Below are 20,167 nucleotides of genomic sequence, written 5' to 3'. Positions count from 1 at the left end.
CCAGTGACCAAGTGGAGGGCGAGAATGGATGACGGAATGGTATGAAAAGAGTTTTGGAGAAGATTATCTGCTCGTATACAAGCACCGGGATGTGCAGGGTGCCTATCAGGAAGTACATAAAATGATCAAATGGTTGAAGCTTGAGCCTAACTCTGAAGTATTGGATCTATGCTGCGGTATGGGACGGCACTCATTGGCACTTGCTGATGCGGGATTACGAGTGACCGGGGTCGATCTTTCTGATGTGCTTTTGCGCGAAGCCCGACTAATGGACACTGAACACCGAGTATCGTGGTGTCTTGCGGACATGCGTGAACTCCCGCTGAAAGGTGGCTTCGACGCCGTAGTCAATCTGTTCACATCGTTTGGTTATTTCCTTGAGGACGGAGAACAATTGAAAGTATTACGTGCCATTCATCGCATGCTTCGGCCGGGTGGCAGCTACATTATTGATTTTATGAATACGGCTTATGTGACTCGTCATCTGGTTCCGCACTCCGTCCGAGAGGATGAAGGACAGCGAATTGAGGAGTACCGCAAGATTGAGGATGGATTTGTGCAAAAGGAAATTCGTATTACGGATACCACATCCGGGCATGAACCACGGGTATATCAGGAGCGTGTGAAGTTGTACACACGGGAACAACTGAGTCAGATGTTAAGTGCCGCCGGACTCCGGGTAGATCAGGTACATGGCGGCTATGACGAAGAGAAATATGACGAGCAGACTTCTCCGCGCATGATTTTTGTGGGTCGTCGTCCTGTGGAGTGAACAGAGACAGTCTGGAAGGGGGATAACATGAAGCGCACAGAAGAGATGTCCATGACAGAGGGCATACACCGGGTTAAGATCAGCATGTCGTTTCCCTTACGATGGGTGAACAGTTATCTGTTATCAGAACCGGATGGGAAGATAACTATTATAGATCCGGGACCGCGTAATTCGGAAACAGAACAGGAGTGGAGTGAAGCGCTGGCAGATCTTGGCCTGACCTTTAGCGATATTCGTCAAATTGTACTCACCCACCATCACCCCGATCATCTTGGGTTGTCGGGTTGGATGCAACAGATGACGGGGGCACCCGTTCGAATGTCCACACGCTCCCGCCAAGAGGCCGACTATATGTGGGGACCTGATTCACGTATTAATACATTATTACCTGATTTTTATCGTCGTCATGGTATGCCGGAAGACAAGACTGAGCAGATACATGAACATATGAAGGCATTTACTTCGCAGATCACGCCACTTCCAAATGTGACAACCATTGAAGATGGCGAGTGGCTCGATATGGGCGGGAGACGTTGGGTTACTGTGGAGACGGGTGGACATGCCCCAGGCCATTTATCCTTTTATGCGCCGGAGTCCATGGAGATTCTGTGCGGAGATGCAGTTTTGCCACAGATTTCACCGAATATCAGTCTGCAACCCGGCAGTGACCCTCAGCCATTATTGTCTTATATGGGAGGATTGCAACGTCTCGGGGAGCTGAACGTCAAGCAGGCGTATCCGGGGCATCGGAATCCTTTTGCCCAGTTCAACGAACGGACAGTACAATTGCTGGCTCATCACGAGGAACGTCTTCAGAAGATGACGGAGCGAATTCAGGAGTCACCGGCGAATGCGTACGATATCTGTGTGCACATGTTTGGCAATCGGCTGGGTACCCATCAACTGCGGTTTGCCATGAGTGAGACGTTAGCCCATTTGCAGGAGTTAATTCGACGCGAACTAGTGAAGCAAGAGCAGCAACCGGATGGCACGTTCTATTTTCAAATCTAAACGGAATGATGATATCGATATGGAATGATAATACGATCTTATATAGAGGCTCGGGACAGGAAATTCACCTGTTCTGGGCCTTTTTAGCCTCTCTTAACGGTTCATTCATCTATTTTTAAGCCAGCGCGCCTATGATACATCTATGAACTTCGCTAGGGCGTGTCTTGAGACATACCCTAAAGAAAGTAGGGAAGAGCGATGACCAGAAGAAAACGGAATCAATGGAGAAAATGGCAAGCTTCAGCGGCAGCAACGTTGACTGTGGCTGCACTCTTTCAATATGTAAGAACTTCGGATGCCTTTGATGTGGCCTATGCAGCAGCGAATGGCACAGATACAAGTGTTACTGCTTCAAGCCAGGTGGATACGCATGATGATGTGATGGATGAATGGATCAACAGTACAACGGACAGCAACAACTGGAACACGCAGGACAATGACAATAATTATAGTCAATATATTGGAACAACTGATAGCACACAAGCAGCTGGGCCAGATCAGAGCACGGGTAACAAGGGGAATTATTCAGATTCTCAGCGTATCGGGCAAAATAACCAGGGTACAGACTCCGGATACAGCAGTGGCAACTATCAGTCACGCACAGGTGCATCATGAGCCGCACGGAGCAAGTTGCTCGTCCGCTCCGATTTCAATTCCGTGCGATGAACACGGATATTGAAGTGCAACTGTCCGCTGGACGGGAAGAAGCTGAACATGCAGCAACCGTGGTGAAGAATTGGTTTGAGACGCAGGAGCAGCGTTTCAGCCGATTTGTAGCAGACAGTGAACTAAATCGTCTGAATGCTTCAACCGGATGGATGCCCATCTCCGCTGCGATGGATGAAGTTTTGAGTCTGGCCTATGGATATATTGGGCTGACTGAAGGGATTTTTCAACCGGGTATCTCGCAGGCTCTTCAGGCTTCGGGATATGATCTAAGCTTCGAGAAGGTGCAGCAACGACAATTGCAACGTCCATTAATTGAACGCATATTGCGAACGAGAACACCTGAATCATCAAGCTGGATGGAAGATCGACATGACCACAGCCGTCCGAGCTGGATTCAGCGGGAAGGTAGCCGGATGGTTCATCTGGACCCCGGAGCTGAGTTAGACCTGGGAGGCATTGTTAAGGGCTGGGCAGTGGAGCGTATCGCAGACTGGTTGCAGCGAACATTGCATATTCCAGCGGGGTTGATTAACGCGGGTGGAGATATTCAAGTATGGGGTTCACCAGACCATTCCCAGTGGACCTTGCAGGTAGCAGATCCTTTGCAGAATCAGGGTGCTGTGTCGGGAGCGATCCGTATACAGCGAGGAGCTGTTGCCACTTCGGGTATTTCCCGCAGACAATGGCAGAATACGGATGGAAGCTTTGCACACCACCTCATTGACCCCCGGACGATGGAGCCTGCAGATACGGACGTATTGCAGTGTACCGTTATGGGACAGCATGCTTCGCAATGCGAGATCATTGCCAAGACGGTCTGCATTTTGGGGAGTGCCGAAGCCGTGGGCTGGTTAAACCGACATTACGATCGGCATGACGTCCTGTGGATGACACGGGATGGGAGTATTTATTTTAGAGGGAATACGGATACGCTCGCTGAGCACTGGCCTGGTTTTGATCCGGATCATCGCTTCAGTCTATTATAAACGAGGACAAGTCTAACAGATATGGGGGAGCCGGTTATGGCACAATGGATTGTAGATTACCTGCCAACGTGGAATATCATTCGAATTAGTGGAATTGCTGCTTATGTGCTGCTCTTTGCCGGTGTGTTTCTGGGCATTGCGCAAGGGATGCCTCTGGCCAAAGGCAAACCAAAAGCAGACATGTTCAAATGGCATACTCGAACGACCTGGCTCGCCTTCGGACTTGGACTCGTGCACGCATTAACGTTATATATTGATCATTACAGCCCATTTAGCTGGGGAGAACTTCTGATTCCTTTTACCGCCTCCGTGCATCCGATCGGCAGTGGTCTGGGAACGCTAGCCTTCTACGGATTAGTGATTGTCCTGTTATCCAGTGATCTGCGGAACAAGTTGGGCCGTAAATGGTGGTTCATGTTCCACATGTTGTCCTATCCAGTGTTCATTGGTCTGCTGGTTCACGGCATGGTTACCGGAACGGATTCTGGCAATATCATCATGCGGATGATGTATGTATTTACCGGACTCAGCATCCTCGGTATCACCGTGCTGCGTGGCATGTTGCGAGAGCGCAAAGGCCCGGAAATCACGATTGGACCGAAACGGGCAACATCTGGTTCATCTGCCGAGCAGAATTGGGTTGAAGGTTTTGGTTTGGTGGGAACGGTACGACCTAAACATCTGAAATAATAACATGTGGGTTATCCAATATGTATCGTTACACATGCAAAAGAAGCGGCCATCTGGCCGCTTTTTCCATGAACAGTTATTTTATTGAACAGTTATTTCACGAAGCATCCATACGCATGTCCAATGTTCCACATGGCTTCAGATATGAAACGAGTTACGCATTATACAGCGTCATCACTGACAGGTTTTTCTCCCAGTGCTTCTTCAAGCTCGGATTGTTTGCGATGGGCGATCCGACTGCTCGCTGCTGATGCAATCGCACCGACAATATCATCGAAGAACGTGTGGACAGGGCCCAGGCTCTTGTCATTCAGTCGTTCAAGCACCCCTGGTTTTAGCTTGTCCACATAACCATAATTCGTAAATCCAATGCTGCCATATACATTGACGATGGAGAATGCCAAAATCTCATCCACGCCATACAGTCCTTCATCGTTCTCAATCATCTCCTGCAAAGGAGATATGAGCTGCCCCTGTTCTGCCAGAATATCAAGCTGAATCCCGGTCAGAACAGCATTCTGTACCTCACGTTTACGGAGAACCATCTCCACATTTTCGATACATTCTTCCATCGTAAGACCTGGATAATATTTTTGCTGCAATAACATGACCAGCTCTGCGATCTCAGGGATCGTGACGCCCCGCTTATGCAGCCATTCCCTTGTGGCCTCCGCCACCTTGCGGCTATTCAGGCTGTAAGGGATTTTTTCTTGCTCAGGATGTTCCATGGGCGATTCCTCCTCTGAAGTTAGCAATGTCCCTACTCTTGCTTCCTAATACGTTATTAACCTGGTTTACGTTTCTTTAAGATAATAAAATTATAAGTTTCAGTAAAGTTGAACAATTCGATTACCACATGGAAAATTTCAGCTAAACACGGTCTGTCTTCCGTGAAAGTGCGTTGATAGACATTTTTCTTATTATCTTTTAGTTATTTTTTGGACAAAGGCTCGTATACATGGTAGTACAAACTGTAAAAATGATGAGGGGGAACGTGATCATGAGAAAGATCCAATCTTTGCGTACGGTATCGGCAGCAGCGCTGCTGAGTATTCCTATGGTATTGTCAGGCTGCGGCATGTTTGGAGCACAGTCTTCCGAAGCTGTTGATCCACCACCGCCCATTCAGGAAGCAGCCATGATTCAGGCAGCCGAAGGAAATGGTGCACTCGCAATGCTCCCATTAACGACGGTATATCTGCAAGACCAGCAGGGGCTGCTCGCTCCGGTATCCCTGACACTTCCTTCCGGAACAGACGCAAGTAGTCCGAAGACAGCACTGGATACACTTGTCACAGGCGGGGCCTATGCGGGTATGCTGCCTGAAGGATTCCAGGGCGTTCTCCCACAGGGAACGGTTGTGCAGAATGTAACGATTCACGCGGATGACAAGCTGGCGGTCGTTGAGTTCTCGGGTAATTTTGCCAAGTATGATGCGAAGGAAGAACGGAAAATGCTAGAAGCTGTCACGTGGACATTGACGGGAACACCTGATGTGGAGAATGTGCAGATCTGGGTGGATGGCAAAAAGTTAACGCAAATGCCGGTAAACAGCACGCCGCTGCCTGAACCGCTGAATCGGGCTGTGGGAATCAATCTGGATCTGGGTGATACGTTTGTGACGAATAGCAGCCCGGTCACGGTCTATTTCTCCGCTGCTTCACCAGCAGGCATCCAATATTATGTTCCGGTGACACGTCTGGTTACACCTGGTGAAGATCGGGTGCAGGCAGCATTGAATGAGCTGATCAAGGGACCTGACAAAGGTGGAGAACTGGAAGAGGTCATGACAGGCGGAACGGAGCTGCAATCGGTCAAAACGGCAGAGGATGGCACGGTAACGGTTGCCTTGAAAGATGATATGTTTGCCGAAGGGGATATCGTGCCAAGCGAGCTGTTACAGTCTGTCGTATTAACCACTGCGGAGAACACAGCCAGTAAGGATGCCAAAGTGCAGATCGAATGGAATGGCCAAAAAACGGTCATGGGTGACGATAACAGGGATTACAGTGCGCCGGTTTCCAAGCCTGAATATATCAACGAAATTCCGATTTAATGAACGAAGAAATGCTTAAGGATGCTTTTAACCGAACTCTTTGGTAAAATATAAGGGATTCGTAAAAGTGTGAATAAGTTCAACATTACAGGATGCTTAAGTCGTAGGAGGCAGAAAATATGAGATCAAACGGACGAACCAGCGAACAGCTGCGCCCGCTGAATTTAACAGTGAACACGAATAAATACGCCGAGGGCTCTGTACTGATTGAAGTTGGAGATACAAAGGTGATCTGTACAGCTACAGTGGAGGAACGTGTTCCTCCCTTTATGAAAGGGCAAGGTAAAGGCTGGGTAACAGCTGAATATTCCATGTTGCCACGTGCAACACATACCCGGAACCAACGTGAAGCCAATCGTGGCAAATTAACTGGACGCACCATGGAAATCCAGCGTCTGATTGGTCGGGCACTTCGCTCGGTAGTTAATCTGCAGGCTCTTGGCGAGCGTACGATTACCTTGGACTGTGATGTCATTCAAGCTGACGGAGGCACACGCACAACGTCCATTACCGGTGCGTTTGTAGCGCTGGCGCTTGCCGTGAACAAGATCTCCCAACAGCACAAACTGCAAGTGTTCCCGATTACGGATTTCATTGCAGCAGTAAGTGTGGGTGTTGTGGGTGAACAGCCTGTACTGGATCTGAACTATGATGAAGATTCCAAAGCCAAGGTGGATATGAACCTGGTGATGACAGGCGGCGGTAAATACGTTGAGCTTCAGGGAACAGGTGAGGAAGCACCATTTGATCGCCGTGAGCTGAACGCCATGTTGGAACTGGGCGAACAGGGAATTCTGGAGATGATCGAGCGTCAAAAAGAAGTGCTCGGACCGATTGCGCTCAAGATCGGCGCGCGTGGATTAGGGGAAGCTTAAGATGAGTTTGGACAGCCCAATCCTCATTGTTGCAACCCGCAATGCGGGTAAAGTCCGTGAATTCGCTCATGCTTTCGCACCGCTTGGCAAAGAGGTCAAGAGCATGTTTGACTATCCGGAGCTGCCGGATGTGGTAGAAGATGGCGTAACGTTTGCGGAGAATGCCTGGAAGAAAGCCAAGGCGGTTGGTGATGCGCTTGGATTGCCTGTTCTGGCAGACGATTCAGGACTTTGCGTAGACCTGTTGGATGGTGAGCCAGGGGTATATTCAGCGAGATATGCAGGCGAAGGAGCAACGGATGCACAGAATAATGCAAAGTTGCTGGAGACACTGGAATCGTTAAAATCCGGTGAGGACACCGAACAGCCGCTGCTAAGTCCGGCTCGTTTTGTCTGTGCGTTGGTACTGTACGATCCGACAACAGGTGATAAGTATGAATCGGAAGGCACTGCGGAAGGCTGGATCACGGCTCAAGCTGCAGGTGCTGGCGGTTTTGGATATGACCCACTCTTTTATGTACCTGAATACGAGCTGACGATGGCAGAGCTGACGCTTGAGCAAAAGCAGGCGATTAGCCACCGTGGTCACGCGCTGAGAGCGCTTGTATCCAGACTTGAAGGCTGAGATTAAACGGAACAGAACATCTTGATTTAACTTCATGATATGTGAACATCAAAGCGTTAATGGAAGGACAGAAGCATTCCGATGGGATGGTTCATCCGCCATTAACGCTTTTTGTATGAAATGAAGTATTTGATCGGGTTTGGTGAGGTCCATCCATATACCTAATGGTGAGGGCTATTTTCTGTGACTATATAATAGAACGTATGTTCTTATACCTATATGAAAATTAGTTTACGTTGCACGATTGGGAATCTCATTGGGACTGGAGTTGGAAGAAGTTGCAAGCCTTGTGTGGTATGGGTTAACATTCAAACTAACGAATCACATATGACCTTAAACGGAGGGATCCACTCATGCAAGAAGTGAAGCTTGTTGTATCTTACGATGATTACGAGGACGGCATTCGTATGGAAAAGTTAATTAAAGAACTGGCGGCTAAACCGGAGGCCAGCTCATTGGAAAGTCTGGTCATCGGAGATTGGGGACAGGCTTATGAAAATTCGCCTGATGAGTTCATGGGTACGCTCGTCGAGTCGGCTCCAAGCTTTCCGTCATTGAAGAAACTGTTTATTGGAGATATGGGATTTGAAGAATGTGAAGTATCGTGGATTATCCAGACAAATCTCACACCACTGTTAGGTGCCTTTCCAGAATTAAAATCATTCTCTGTAATGGGCAGTAGCGGCCTCAGTCTGGAACCACTCCAGCATGCCAAGCTTGAAGAATTAATTATTATTTGTGGTGGGCTGCCGAAAGACGTGTTATCTTCAATCACCCATGCCAAGTTGCCTGAATTGCGTAAACTGGAACTGTACCTGGGTGTGGATAATTATGGTTTCGATGGATCACTTAAAGATGTACTCCCTTTGCTAGAAAAAGGATTATTTCCAAAGCTGGTTTACTTGGGTCTGAAAGACAGTGAAATTCAGGACGAGATTGCCAAAGCAGCAGCTGAAGCACCTATTCTGGATCAACTTGAAGTACTGGATCTATCGCAAGGAACGTTGTCCGATGAAGGGGCTGAAGCGTTGCTTGCCAGTGACAAGATCAAGAAACTGAAACATCTTGATCTAAGTTACCATTACATGACCAATGAAATGATCAGTCGCTGGAACCAATCGGGTATTTCTGTAGATGTTAGCGACCAGCAACAGAGTGATGAGGATGACTGGCGTTATCCATCCTTAACGGAATAGTTGATGTCAGGTGTAAAGGGAATGAATGAAAGACTGCACCAGCCAATAGATGTGTATGATCTAACGCAAGATCAGCCCTTTTTATTGATCGGAAACCCTGATAACCGACGAACACAAGGGCTGCAAGAGGCTAGGCATAGATTGGGTTTGAAACCTGCGGTTGTACTGCCATATGCTCAATTGCTCCAGAATTGGAGACAGGGTCGAACCATCGCTGATACAGTAGATTCCAATCTGCCCGTACCCCTGATTCGGATTGATGCTCCTGGTGAGGAGTGGGAAGTGGAGCGTGACCTACTGTTCCTTGGAGCTGTGAACGATACGTCATCGACAACATTAACGGGTGAAATGGGAGCAGAAGAATTTTCCGCAGAACAGGCACTTGCGCTGGAACAGGAGTGGGGAAGAATCTACGCTCCTGCTCAGTGGTTCCGTGGCTGGAAAGCATGTCTGGATCTAATCGGCCGTGAGTCTCGGGAAATATGGCCTGAAGTCCGATTCATGAATGATCCCGCCGATATCCAATTGATGTTTGACAAGAGAACATGTCAGAAGCATCTATCTTCACATGGAGTTGATGTACCTCCGGCGCTTCCATCTTCGCAGCCAATCCGCAATTATATGGACCTGCGTAGCTCAATGAAGGCTGCCGAGATGCATCGTGTGTTTGTGAAGCTTGCGTGTGGCTCCGGGGCTTCAGGAGTTGTTGCCTATCAAGTCAATCCCCGAACGGGTGATGAAATCGCTGTAACAACGATGGGGATGGAACAGAGACAGGGCAAGACGATTTTCTTCAATGAAGGACGTCTACGCAAGTATACCCGCAGTGAAGAGATTGCTACGCTGATGAACTGGTTATGTGCAGAAGGTGCACAGATTGAACGATGGATGCCCAAAGCCACGCTTGATCAGCGGGCCTACGATATTCGCCAACTGGTTGCAGGTGGACAGGCAGGTCACGCGATTATGCGGCTGAGCCGTACGCCGATTACCAATCTGCATCTGCGTAATGAACGTATGCTGCCTGCTGAAGCAGAGCTGGATGAACAGCGGATGTCGCTGGTTAGGACGGCAGCGCAAGCAGCCATGTCTGCATTTCCCAACTCGTGGTCAGCCGGGATTGATGTGATGCTTACTAGTGGTTCGAATCCGCGTGCTTATGTGCTGGATGTGAATCCGTTTGGAGATCTGTTATACAGAGTTGAGCATCATGGCCTCGGAACCTATGAGTGGGAAATGGAACTTTTACGAAAGGAGCCTATTCAACATGCCTGATATGAACACCATTGTGGGCTCCCATGATCTGTTAATGATTACGCTGGATACGTTACGATATGACGTAGCCAAGCTGGAAGAGGAGAATTGTCCTAATCTGTGTGGTTCGGGTCCGTGGGAGAAACGTCATACCCCGGGCAGTTTTACATATGCAGCACACCATGCTTTTTTTGGTGGTTTTATGCCGACTCCTGCTAATACGGACAAGGCATCTCATGTTAGGCTATTTCATTCCCGGAATTCTGGGCTCAAAACACATCCACACACCTGGCTGTTTGATACACCTGATATCGTATCCGGGTTCGCAGCTGAAGGTTACCGTACCATCTGTATTGGCGGTGTCATCTTTTTTACGAAAAAAAACCCGCTTGCGAAAGTATTGCCCGGCTATTTCCAACAGAGCTACTGGCGAATGAACTTTGGGGTAACCAACCCCAAATCAACAGAGCATCAGGTACAGCATGCATTAAAGTTGCTTGAACAGACAGCGCCGGATGAAAAGATATTTATGTTTTTGAACGTGTCTGCCATTCATGGACCCAATCGTTACTTTGTGGAAGGAGCCAAGGAGGACTCGGTGGAAACTCAAAGGGCTGCACTTCGATATGTAGATGAGGCTCTTGGACCATTGTTCGAGGCGATGAGTAAACGCGCCCGGCCTGCGTATTGCCTGGCTTTTTCCGATCATGGTACAGCTTACGGTGAAGACGGGTATCAAGGACATCGGCTCGCACATGATGTGGTGTGGACGGTACCTTACCGTGAATTTTTAGTATAGAATGTATTGATCTTATGAGGACAACAACCGGAGACAGGAGGAAACCGATGGAGAAACATATACAATATACAACAACAGGCCATTCCACACAGTCCGGATCCAATATAGCTACAAGTCTCAGTGAAGTACTGGCATTCCCTTATCGTTCTTACTTATACTCGTACCCACACAAGACCGCCTATCGGGAGCTTGACCCACCACTACCGTTGGGGCCACTGTGGGAACGAGAGAATACCGATACGTATTTTTTATATATGCACATTCCCTTTTGCGCTGCTCGTTGCGGATTCTGTAATCTGTTCACACTGCCGGATCGACGGGATGATACACATGAACGCTATGTGGATGCACTGGAGCGTCAGGCGAAGCAGTGGGCACCTATTACATCTCGAAAACCGTATTCACGGTTCGCGATTGGTGGAGGAACGCCTACATTATTAAATGAGGTTCAGTTAAATCGTCTGTTTGAAATTGCTGAACATGTGATGGGGCTGGACCCTGCGCAAGCATCGATTTCGGTGGAAACGTCGCCGGATACCGTTACGGAAGCCAAGCTGGCCATCATGAAGGAACGAAGTGTGGATCGTATCAGTATGGGCATCCAGAGTTTTATTGAAGCTGAAGCATCTGCCATCTATCGTCCACAAAAACCGCAGGAGGTCGAACGAGCGCTTGAGAAGCTTACTCGGTATGATTTCCCGTTGTTAAATCTGGATCTGATCTATGGTTTGCCAGGTCAAACGGTGGAATCGTGGATCTATTCATTGGAAAGAGTTCTGGCCTACGAACCGGGCGAGATCTTTATCTATCCCTTGTATACACGGGAAAATACAATCGTGAAGCCTGATGATATTCGCCGTCAGGGACCTGACATCCGGATGGAATTGTATAAAGCTGCACGTGAGACTTTAAAAAGTAAAGGTTATGTGCAATATTCGATGCGCAGATTTGCCAAAGAACAGTCGTCCTCCAAAGTGCTTCTGCCTTATAGCTGTCAGGAGGAGGGCATGGTTGGTCTGGGATGTGGCGCACGCTCTTATACGAGTGAAGTACATTATGCTTCCAAGTATGGCGTGAGTTACAAGGCCACACAAAGCATCATTGCCGATTATGTGGCGACCGAGCGCTACGATGTGGCGGATTATGGCATCGTGTTAAGCCGTGAGGAACAGAGACGGCGCTTTATTCTGAAAGCCTTGCTGCATCGCGAGGGATTGACGTTGTCTGACTACCAACAGCGCTTTGGTACCGATGTGATGTCCGACTATGCCTGGTTGGCTGAACTGTTGACAGAGGGCATGGCGGAGTTGGAGAGTGATGAGGACAAGCAGGTGCTGCGTCTGACAGAAGAAGGACTAGGTTACTCCGATGCGATTGGAGATTGGCTTATATCTGCCGAAATTCGTGAACAGATGGAAGGGTTTGTTTTCTCATGAGAGCGACTTTGTATTATCGGGGGAAGTTGTCTTCCTGTAATTACGACTGTCCCTACTGTCCTTTTAGCAAAACCGTGGATTCCAAAGAGACGTTGGAAGTGGATGAACAACAATTGCGTCAATTTGTGAATTGGGTGAGCGAGCAGGAAGTTGAGGGACACCAATTTTCTATTTTCTTTAATCCCTATGGTGAAGCTTTGGTGCGTCGGTGGTACAGGGAAGCGATGGTTGAGCTGTCACATATGCCACATGTGGATAAAGTTGCAATTCAAACCAACCTGTCCGTCAAACTGGATTGGGCGAGGGAGCTGGATGCGAATAAAGCAGCCTTTTGGGCGACGTATCATCCTCGTGAGACAAAAGAGGCTTCTTTTGTAAAACAATGTCTGACCTTGCGTCAGATGGGACTTGCTTTTAGTGTCGGTACTGTCGGACTCCGTAGTGCTTTCCCCGCAATCGAGTCGATGAGACAGGCTTTACCGGATGATGTGTATATGTGGGTCAATGCCTTCAAAGATCGGCCCAAGTATTACACACCGGAAGAGATTCAGTTTTTACGTGGGCTTGATCCGCTTTTTGAAGGTAATCTGCAGGATTATGAAAGCTTGGGCAAACGATGTTCTGCCGGTTCGGAAGTATTTTATGTACAGGGGTCCGGGCATGTGAAAAGGTGTTATAAGGATCGCCGTATCATTGGACATCTGTACCGCGATGGTTTGCAGGCTTTGGCAGCGGATCGGCCCTGTCGCATGAAAAAATGTGGCTGTTACATCGGTTATATCCATATGGAGGATTCCCCGTTCAGAGAAACCTTTGGCAGCGGGCTACTTGAACGTAATCCGGTATTGATTCGTTGACCGGCATTTCATATTTAGCTATTCCACTGGGGAGCTGGAATAGGGTTATTCGTTTCTAAACCACATATCAGCGTAACTTCAAACGCATCTTTTAGTATAGGCAGGATCAGACCTTTGGTTTGGACTTGCCTTCTGGAAGGTGTTTTTTTTGTTTTACGGGACTAGAGTTAGTGTTTGTGTTCTTTATTAAAAGGGCCTTGACAATTTTGAAAAATAATATTTTTAAGTTTATGATTCAATTTTTATATTTTATGGGTTAGTATGAATAGGAAAAAAGACCCTTTTATGAATAGTATTTGTACATATAATCGCGAATTATATTTTTAATTGGGTCTAAAGTCTCAATTTAATTGAAAGGAGGGTGGATGTAGGAGTATCATGCACGTTATCTGAACTTTCGGGGGAGTACACATGAAAAAAATCTCAATTAGCCGTAAATTACTTATGGGTTTCTCATCTGTGCTGTTATTATTGGTGGCTATAACGGTTATAACATATACGCAGTTTATAGCCGTTGAGAAAACGTATACAGAATTAATTAATGATAGAACAAGCAAACTATTACTCATTAAAAATATGTCGATTGATCTTAAATCACAGCAGATTGCTTTGAGAAATTATATTCTGGAAGACAGTGCGGAGAACGAACAGGCATTTAATAAAGCTTATGAAGATTACATAGCATTAAATGAAGAATTAAAATCATCAGTTTCAAGTTCAAAGATGAAAGATTACCTTTCACGATCGGATGAAGCGATGAGCCAATATTATGAACTTGCGCAGCAGATTATGACATTGACAAGACAGGGGAATAACAGTGAAATCTCAAGATTACTGAAGGATACAGCCCCAAGTCTGATCTCTGAATTTGAAGGCATTGTGGAAGGTATGGAAACGCATCAACAAGATGCCATGAACTCAGGCGTTGTGGAGGCTAATCTTCAGATTGTGCAGGTCCTTAGGTGGATTGCAATTATTGGAGTGGCTTCTCTTCTAATCGGGGCACTTGTGACGTATGTCATTGGCAGAATGATATCCTTGCCTGTTGCTGCTATTGCCCAATCCGCGAGCCGGATTGCAGACGGAGATCTGACTGGTGAGCCTATTGTGGTCCGTAACAAGGATGAGATTGGTGATCTCGCCCAAGCCTTTAACATCATGTCTGCAAATTTGCGTACACTCATTCATCAGGTAGGAGACAGTGCAGAACGGGTAGCTGCCTCTTCAGAGGAGTTGACGGCAAGCACCGAACAGACAGCAACCGCCACAGAGCAAGTGGGCATCACAATGGGTGAGATTGCAACAGGTATGGATACACAGGTTCGAATGGCGAGTGATGGATTCCAGACGATGAATGAGTTAACGACAGGCTTTCAACAAGTTACGGAGAACACACTCCATATGTCTGAAGAAGCTACCAAAGTCTCCGTAAAAACAATATCGGGTAGCGAGTCAGTTCAGTCTGCGATAGGTCAAATGAATTCTATACAAGGGACGGTGTCGAATCTGTCGGTCGTGATCCAGGAACTGAGCAGACACTCTCAGGATATTGTTAAAATGGTGGACAGCATCTCGGAAATATCAGCACAGACGAATCTCCTATCCCTTAATGCTGCTATTGAGGCTGCACGAGCTGGCGAACAGGGAAGAGGGTTTCAGGTTGTTGCTACAGAGGTTCGGAAGCTGTCTGAGCAGTCTGCGCTTTCTGCTAATCAAATTGTTCCATTGGTGGCATCGATTGAGAAGGGAATGCGAAATGCTGCTGAATCTATGATGGTTGTATCCGCAGAGGTTCAAGAGGGGATTACACTTGTTCACCAGGCGGGAGCCACATTTGATGAAATTCGTGAGGCGGTTGGGGGCGTAGCGGGGCAAACACAGGAAGTCTCTGCTTCAATTGAGCAAATGTCAACAGGGGTAGAACAGATTAATAGGTCTATGAAAACAATCATGGAAGTGACCGAAACGGGGGCCGCCGGAACAGAAGAAGTGAGTGCATCTTCTGAGGAGCAGTTGTCTGCGATGCAGGAGATTGCTTCCGCAGCCAATGATCTCTCCTTGATGGCAGAACAGTTGCAACAGACCGTCAGTCGTTTCAAAGTGCAATAAATTGAACTGAGTGGAATGTGGATGAAGAACGAACGCATACGTACAGAGATTCTTATAAAAAAGTAATAAAGGGTGTCCAAACACAGTAGTTACTGTTTGGGCACCCTTAAATAATTCACCTTGATGAATCAATGCATAACATGATTTAACGAATAGCGACTTTATATGTCCGCAACCAGGTATTGATCTGAGTCAGATAAGCAAATAACTGGGGACCCGACATTAACTGTCCGAACCAGGGAAGATTGGAAGCTGCATCTGGTGAAGACGCAAGATTCCGGATCTGAGTTTTGTCGATCAAAGGCAAAATCGGCGAAGTGGGATCATCCAGGATATCAAGTACCTGTTGTTTGACCGCGGCCAGATATTGTGGATTATGTGTTTTCGGATACGGACTCTTTTTGCGATATAACACATCGTCAGGAAGGACACCTTCGAGTGCTTTACGCAGAATACCTTTTTCCCGTCCGCCCGTTATTTTCATTTCCCAAGGGATGTTAAACACATACTGGATCAGACGATGGTCACAGTAAGGTACCCGCACTTCCAGTCCTGCCCCCATGCTCATCCGGTCTTTGCGATCCAGAAGTGTAGGCATGAAACGTGTAATGTTCAGGTATGACATCACCCGCATTTGTGCAGCTTTACCCGTTTCCCCGTCCAACAGAGGCACTTCAGCCACTGCATCCGAATAGCGGTCTGCCAAATAATCGAGTGGCCGAATCCATTCCCGAATATCCGGGGATAACAATGCTGCTCGCATATCAGGCGCTACAGACCACGGAAACGTACCGGAGTTCAGCATATCTTCTCGATGGAACCAGGGGTAACCGCCAAACACTTCATCCGCTGCTTCGCCTGAGATGGCAACGGTGGCCCCTTTTTTGATTTCTTTACAGAACAAATAGAGCGAGGAGTCTACATCTGCCATACCTGGCAGGTCCCTGACTAGCATGGCCTGTGTCAGTGCATGAACCAGTTCTCCGTTCTCAATCTCAATCCAGTGATGGTCGGTCTTGAGTTCATCCACCATTCGCTTAATCCAGGGACCATCTGCACCCGGCTGAAAGGAATGCGCCTGGAAATGCTTGGCGTTATCCACATAATCGACAGAATACGTACTGATTTGGCCTTGCCCGGTCCGGTTGTAATAATCCACGGCTAATGCAGACAAGGCACTGGAGTCCAGTCCTCCTGATAAAAGAGAGCATACTGGAACATCCGAAGCCAACTGGCGCTCCAGTGTATCTTGCAAGAGAGAGCGTACCTCGGCTGCCGTCTCTTCCAGGTTATGTTCGTGGTTCTGGCTTTCCAGTTTCCAGTAGGCATAGGTTCGGATACCGTTTCGGTTATAGATCAGCGCGTGCGCGGGCTTGAGTTCGCTCAGTGAAGAGTATACGCCGTGTCCTGGTGTCCGTGCAGGCCCTACGATAAACACTTCGGCCAATCCTTCCGGGCCTACAGCGGCTTCCACATCAGGGTGAATAAGTAGAGCTTTGGGCTCTGAACCAAATACGAGAGTGTCTTTGGCATTACTGTAGAACAGAGGTTTCACGCCAAGGCGATCTCGTGCGATAAAAACCTGTTCGCGTCCCCCATCCCATATGGCAAAGGCAAAAATACCGTTAAACCGGTCAACACATGCCGGTCCCCACTCAATATAAGAGGCGAGCAACACTTCCGTATCACATTGCGTGCGGAACTGATGCCCCCGCTGGAGCAATTCCTTTTTCAACTCGGGTGCATTGTATAGTTCTCCGTTATACACGACGGTATAGGAGGTATCTCCCTGTAACGCATGCATGGGCTGTGCGCCGTTCTCGGGGTCCATTACACTAAGACGCCGATGTCCAAAGGCACAAGGATTGGAGATCCATGTACCTGAAGCGTCAGGCCCCCGGTTCGACAAGCTATCCGTCATACGGACCAGCAGCTCTGATTCCTGGGTCAAATCCCGATTCCACTGTATGAAGCCGGTAATACCGCACATGGTTTGTTCATCCTTTCTTGGTCGAGTCATTCATCCGTATGGCTGCTTAGTTACTGGCAACCAGCAAATGTTGTCTTTTCGTCAGAGGTCGTAACAAATATATGCCGAAAGCAGGCATAAAATGTCTGTCCTCTTCGGAAACTAGTTCTAGGGACAACGGCCTCAACATGCCTGTGAAGGAGAGAACATGCAATGGACAGTATGAAGTATTATGTGTCTGTCATGGGCCGCTCCGTTATTCCGGATCCGTCTGTAACATCGTATGAATGGATCATTCAGGCAACACCACAGGAAGCGGAGCAATTACTGGGACTGCTCAATCTCATGCAGGAAAAGGAGGAAGAGGCCTTTCCTGGCATGGTATTCCCATGGCCAGATACACCGGAGGAGTCCGTAAACCGGGCGTATGAAACGGTATTACAACAGGTGTATCGGGAGATTTATCGATTGGGTACACCAGAGACGCGATACCAGATTGAACAAAGTACATGATAAGCACAAAGGAAAAGGAGCGCGATACGAATGTATGCCATTCAAGATGCCAAAATACGCAGATTAACTGAGGTAGATGGGTTGTCCTGTGCAGAGGTTGAAGTGCAGCCTGGAAATGCCGGAGACCCGTCATTACTTGTATACGTGGCCTCCACTCAGCCCGGAAATTCGCTGGAAGTTGTTCGAATTGTACGTAATCACTCCGATTCGGCGATCGACTGGTATAACAATAATATGCATACCGCATTTGAAGAGGCGACAGAAACCGCCTTTGAGAACAGCGAAGGCATTACTGCCGAAGAAGATAAAGCTCGGTTTCAAAGTGAACTGTTTGCCTTTGGTTTGCTTGGTCCAACACTTCAGCGCTATCTGATTGGGCAGGCTTAACAGGGAAGACACCTGCAACAACATGTGGTGATTGCGGGATAGGAGCTAGACGTTGAACTGTACAGCGTACACATTGACCTTCTATAATGCACCTAAACTAGAAAACCCCGCCGTTGTTGAACGGCGGGGTTTGTTATGCGAGGTCAGATCCAGGTGGAGAGGTAATCAAGCATACTCACGAAGCACTTGAATCCCTTTGACCACGTTATATACAAAGCTTAATCCGTAGATCACAAAGAATAGGATGACAAACCCGACGGCGGAACCCAGGCTATGCGCTGTCACGAAGAAATAAAATAGCGGAATGGCAGCGAGAAACGGGAATACATGAGAGAATAAGGCGCGTTTGGCATGTCCCTCAATGTAAGCATCTTTGGCAATAATCCATATAATGATCGGAAACAGGAACGGGGCAAAGAAAATGCTAAAATAGGATAGGGCTGATAAAAGTTGTCTCATGACGATTCTCTCCTTCAATGGAACATTGAAATGTATGTATGCAAAAGATTACCCAGCAATCCTGACATTGAAAATGTCTGATGTTAATCCTGCTCAAGAAGTACCCATCTCCTCAATATAGCCCGGTTCAAGCTATCATATTCCGAAGGGTACTGGAGTATGATAATAACACGGAAAAGTACAGTTATAAGTGTAATTATTAATTTTTTTATAAAACTATTGAAAAATATAGAAATCAGAGTATAATAAGAACCGCGCCGAAAATTTATTATACATATTTGTCTCAGTAGCTCAGCTGGATAGAGCAACGCCCTTCTAAGGCGTCGGTCGGGGGTTCGAATCCCTCCTGGGACGTAGAGAACAAGAAGCTTCCTTCGGGAAGCTTCTTGTTTTTCGTTCAGGGGAAGAGAGTACCTGATGGTTCGTCGGAGCATCCGCTTCGTTAGCACCTTTATTGGTTATACCTATAAACAATATAGAATTTATATATTTAAATAATAAACAATTCTATGCCACAATGAGGATATCAATAACGAAAGCGACGGTGGTATTCATGAAATCATTAAATCAATGGCAAGCAGATGAGTATGACAACAAACTGGCTTTTGTGTCCGGATACGGCAAAAACCTGATCTCTTGGCTTCAACCCCAAAAAGGGGAATACATCCTTGATCTGGGTTGCGGGACGGGGGATTTGACACATGAAATTTCTCTGGCCGAAGCTGAAGTTATTGGCATGGATGCATCGACGGACATGATTCGCCGTGCGAGGAAGAAATTCCCTGAACTTGAGTTCGTGGAAGGAGACGGTCATCAGTTTGAGACGAATAGACTGTATGATGCCGTCTTCTCCAATGCAGCCCTGCACTGGATGCGAAGCCCGCGATTAGTGGTGGATAGTATATGGGAATCTTTGAAGCCTGGAGGGCGTTTTGTAGCAGAATTTGGTGGTAAAGGGAACGTGCAGACCATTGTGAATGCATTAGAGCAGGTTATGGAGCGAAACACGGGCATTCGTGCATCGGAACGCAACCCTTGGTATTTTCCTTCGATCGGAGAATATAGCCATATTTTAGAGCAACGTGGATTTGTGGTGCGTCATGCCTATCACTATGACCGTCCAACCAGATTGGAAGATGGTGAGCAAGGTATAGTAGGCTGGTTGACTCATTTTGGAGGGGACTATTTTGAAGGGCTCAATCATGAAGAGATACAACAAATATGTCATGAAACCAGTCAGATCGTGATGTCTCACCTTTGGAAAGATGATGCGATGTATGCCGATTACAAGCGCCTGCGTATTGAAGCCGTGAAGTCAGAATAAAGTAGAATTTTGTGATGTGTAGCAATTTTATCGATGTTAAACGAATTATCGCAATTCCTTTATATGCTAACCACGCTTCACCTATACACCAGGAATCTCTTTCGGATAAAGAGGCTCTTGGTTTTTTTGATGCATTATTTTAAAAGTGGAATATTCAAACGACAAATAATTACAAATGGG

20 protein-coding genes and 1 tRNA gene are annotated in these 20,167 nt (G+C 47.3%); 18 read left to right on the top strand and 3 right to left on the bottom strand.

Annotation, left to right across the window (positions count from 1 at the left end; genetic code table 11):
- The first annotated feature begins 28 nt into the window (after positions 1-28).
- The 5 genes from ACE04G_RS28175 to ACE04G_RS28155 all read left to right on the top strand — a co-directional run bounded on the left by ACE04G_RS28175 (position 29) and on the right by ACE04G_RS28155 (position 4,128).
- Positions 29-772 carry a class I SAM-dependent methyltransferase gene (locus tag ACE04G_RS28175; RefSeq protein ID WP_339305486.1) on the top strand — a complete coding sequence of 248 codons (744 nt, stop codon included), beginning with the start codon at positions 29-31 and terminating at the stop codon, positions 770-772.
- A gap of 27 nt (positions 773-799) precedes the next feature.
- Positions 800-1,783 (top strand): MBL fold metallo-hydrolase, encoded by a 984-nt coding sequence (locus tag ACE04G_RS28170; RefSeq protein WP_449004635.1) that lies wholly within the window; start codon positions 800-802, stop codon positions 1,781-1,783.
- A 198-nt stretch (positions 1,784-1,981) separates the two neighbouring features.
- Positions 1,982-2,398: a hypothetical protein gene (locus ACE04G_RS28165; RefSeq protein WP_449004636.1), complete on the top strand. Its 417-nt coding sequence runs from the start codon at positions 1,982-1,984 to the stop codon at positions 2,396-2,398.
- Positions 2,395-3,438, top strand: coding sequence for an FAD:protein FMN transferase (locus ACE04G_RS28160; protein ID WP_449004637.1), 1,044 nt, complete (start codon positions 2,395-2,397; stop codon positions 3,436-3,438). The genes ACE04G_RS28165 and ACE04G_RS28160 overlap by 4 nt, the downstream gene beginning before the upstream one ends.
- Before the next feature lie 36 nt (positions 3,439-3,474).
- Complete coding sequence (locus ACE04G_RS28155; RefSeq protein WP_449004638.1) at positions 3,475-4,128, top strand: ferric reductase-like transmembrane domain-containing protein; 654 nt, start codon at positions 3,475-3,477, stop codon at positions 4,126-4,128.
- A 161-nt stretch (positions 4,129-4,289) separates the two neighbouring features.
- On the opposite strand, the gene ACE04G_RS28150 is transcribed toward ACE04G_RS28155, so the two are convergent.
- On the bottom strand, positions 4,290-4,856 hold the full coding sequence (locus ACE04G_RS28150; RefSeq protein WP_017692570.1) for a phosphatidylglycerophosphatase A family protein: 567 nt from the start codon (positions 4,854-4,856) through the stop codon (positions 4,290-4,292).
- Between the two features lie 272 nt (positions 4,857-5,128).
- Between ACE04G_RS28150 and ACE04G_RS28145 the strand changes: the two genes are divergently transcribed.
- The 9 genes from ACE04G_RS28145 (at position 5,129) to ACE04G_RS28105 (ending at position 15,335) form a co-directional block, all read left to right on the top strand.
- Positions 5,129-6,184, top strand: coding sequence for a GerMN domain-containing protein (locus ACE04G_RS28145; protein ID WP_210109903.1), 1,056 nt, complete (start codon positions 5,129-5,131; stop codon positions 6,182-6,184).
- Between the two features lie 119 nt (positions 6,185-6,303).
- Complete coding sequence (rph, locus tag ACE04G_RS28140; protein ID WP_017692572.1) at positions 6,304-7,059, top strand: ribonuclease PH; 756 nt, start codon at positions 6,304-6,306, stop codon at positions 7,057-7,059.
- A gap of 1 nt (position 7,060) precedes the next feature.
- The gene (locus ACE04G_RS28135) at positions 7,061-7,684 is read left to right on the top strand and encodes an XTP/dITP diphosphatase (RefSeq protein ID WP_036605875.1); all 624 of its coding nucleotides are present in this window, start codon (positions 7,061-7,063) and stop codon (positions 7,682-7,684) included.
- 353 nt (positions 7,685-8,037) lie between these two features.
- Positions 8,038-8,880, top strand: coding sequence for an STM4015 family protein (locus ACE04G_RS28130; protein WP_221820882.1), 843 nt, complete (start codon positions 8,038-8,040; stop codon positions 8,878-8,880).
- Positions 8,881-8,901: 21 nt separating this feature from the next.
- Positions 8,902-10,155, top strand: coding sequence for an STM4014 family protein (locus ACE04G_RS28125; protein ID WP_221820881.1), 1,254 nt, complete (start codon positions 8,902-8,904; stop codon positions 10,153-10,155).
- Entirely contained in the window at positions 10,148-10,933 is a 786-nt protein-coding gene (locus ACE04G_RS28120; protein WP_221820880.1) for an STM4013/SEN3800 family hydrolase, read from the top strand. Before ACE04G_RS28125 ends, ACE04G_RS28120 begins: the two co-directional genes overlap by 8 nt.
- A 47-nt stretch (positions 10,934-10,980) precedes the next feature.
- Positions 10,981-12,369, top strand: a complete 1,389-nt coding sequence (locus ACE04G_RS28115) for an STM4012 family radical SAM protein (protein WP_221820879.1) — start codon at positions 10,981-10,983, stop codon at positions 12,367-12,369.
- Positions 12,366-13,226 (top strand): STM4011 family radical SAM protein, encoded by an 861-nt coding sequence (locus tag ACE04G_RS28110; RefSeq protein ID WP_221820878.1) that lies wholly within the window; start codon positions 12,366-12,368, stop codon positions 13,224-13,226. The genes ACE04G_RS28115 and ACE04G_RS28110 overlap by 4 nt, the downstream gene beginning before the upstream one ends.
- Positions 13,227-13,637: 411 nt before the next feature.
- Entirely contained in the window at positions 13,638-15,335 is a 1,698-nt protein-coding gene (locus ACE04G_RS28105; RefSeq protein ID WP_449004639.1) for a methyl-accepting chemotaxis protein, read from the top strand.
- Between the two features lie 145 nt (positions 15,336-15,480).
- Here ACE04G_RS28105 and asnB read toward each other — a convergent pair whose 3' ends face one another.
- Positions 15,481-17,325, bottom strand: coding sequence for an asparagine synthase (glutamine-hydrolyzing) (gene asnB / locus ACE04G_RS28100; RefSeq protein WP_221821026.1), 1,845 nt, complete (start codon positions 17,323-17,325; stop codon positions 15,481-15,483).
- Positions 17,326-17,517: 192 nt separating this feature from the next.
- Between asnB and ACE04G_RS28095 the strand changes: the two genes are divergently transcribed.
- Positions 17,518-17,817 (top strand): hypothetical protein, encoded by a 300-nt coding sequence (locus ACE04G_RS28095; RefSeq protein ID WP_145325243.1) that lies wholly within the window; start codon positions 17,518-17,520, stop codon positions 17,815-17,817.
- A gap of 30 nt (positions 17,818-17,847) precedes the next feature.
- Positions 17,848-18,204, top strand: a complete 357-nt coding sequence (locus tag ACE04G_RS28090) for a hypothetical protein (protein ID WP_145325244.1) — start codon at positions 17,848-17,850, stop codon at positions 18,202-18,204.
- 165 nt (positions 18,205-18,369) lie between these two features.
- Here ACE04G_RS28090 and ACE04G_RS28085 read toward each other — a convergent pair whose 3' ends face one another.
- Entirely contained in the window at positions 18,370-18,663 is a 294-nt protein-coding gene (locus tag ACE04G_RS28085; protein ID WP_449004640.1) for a magnetosome magnetite crystal formation protein family, read from the bottom strand.
- Positions 18,664-18,943: 280 nt separating this feature from the next.
- Between ACE04G_RS28085 and ACE04G_RS28080 the strand changes: the two genes are divergently transcribed.
- Both ACE04G_RS28080 and ACE04G_RS28075 read left to right on the top strand, forming a co-directional pair.
- Positions 18,944-19,017, top strand: a tRNA-Arg gene (locus ACE04G_RS28080).
- Between the two features lie 199 nt (positions 19,018-19,216).
- Complete coding sequence (locus ACE04G_RS28075; RefSeq protein ID WP_449004641.1) at positions 19,217-19,987, top strand: class I SAM-dependent methyltransferase; 771 nt, start codon at positions 19,217-19,219, stop codon at positions 19,985-19,987.
- Positions 19,988-20,167 lie beyond the last annotated feature (180 nt).

This window comes from Paenibacillus sp. AGC31, assembly GCF_057334655.1.
Note: the sequence above shows the minus strand (reverse complement) of the source record. Positions and strands in the feature narration are given on the sequence as shown.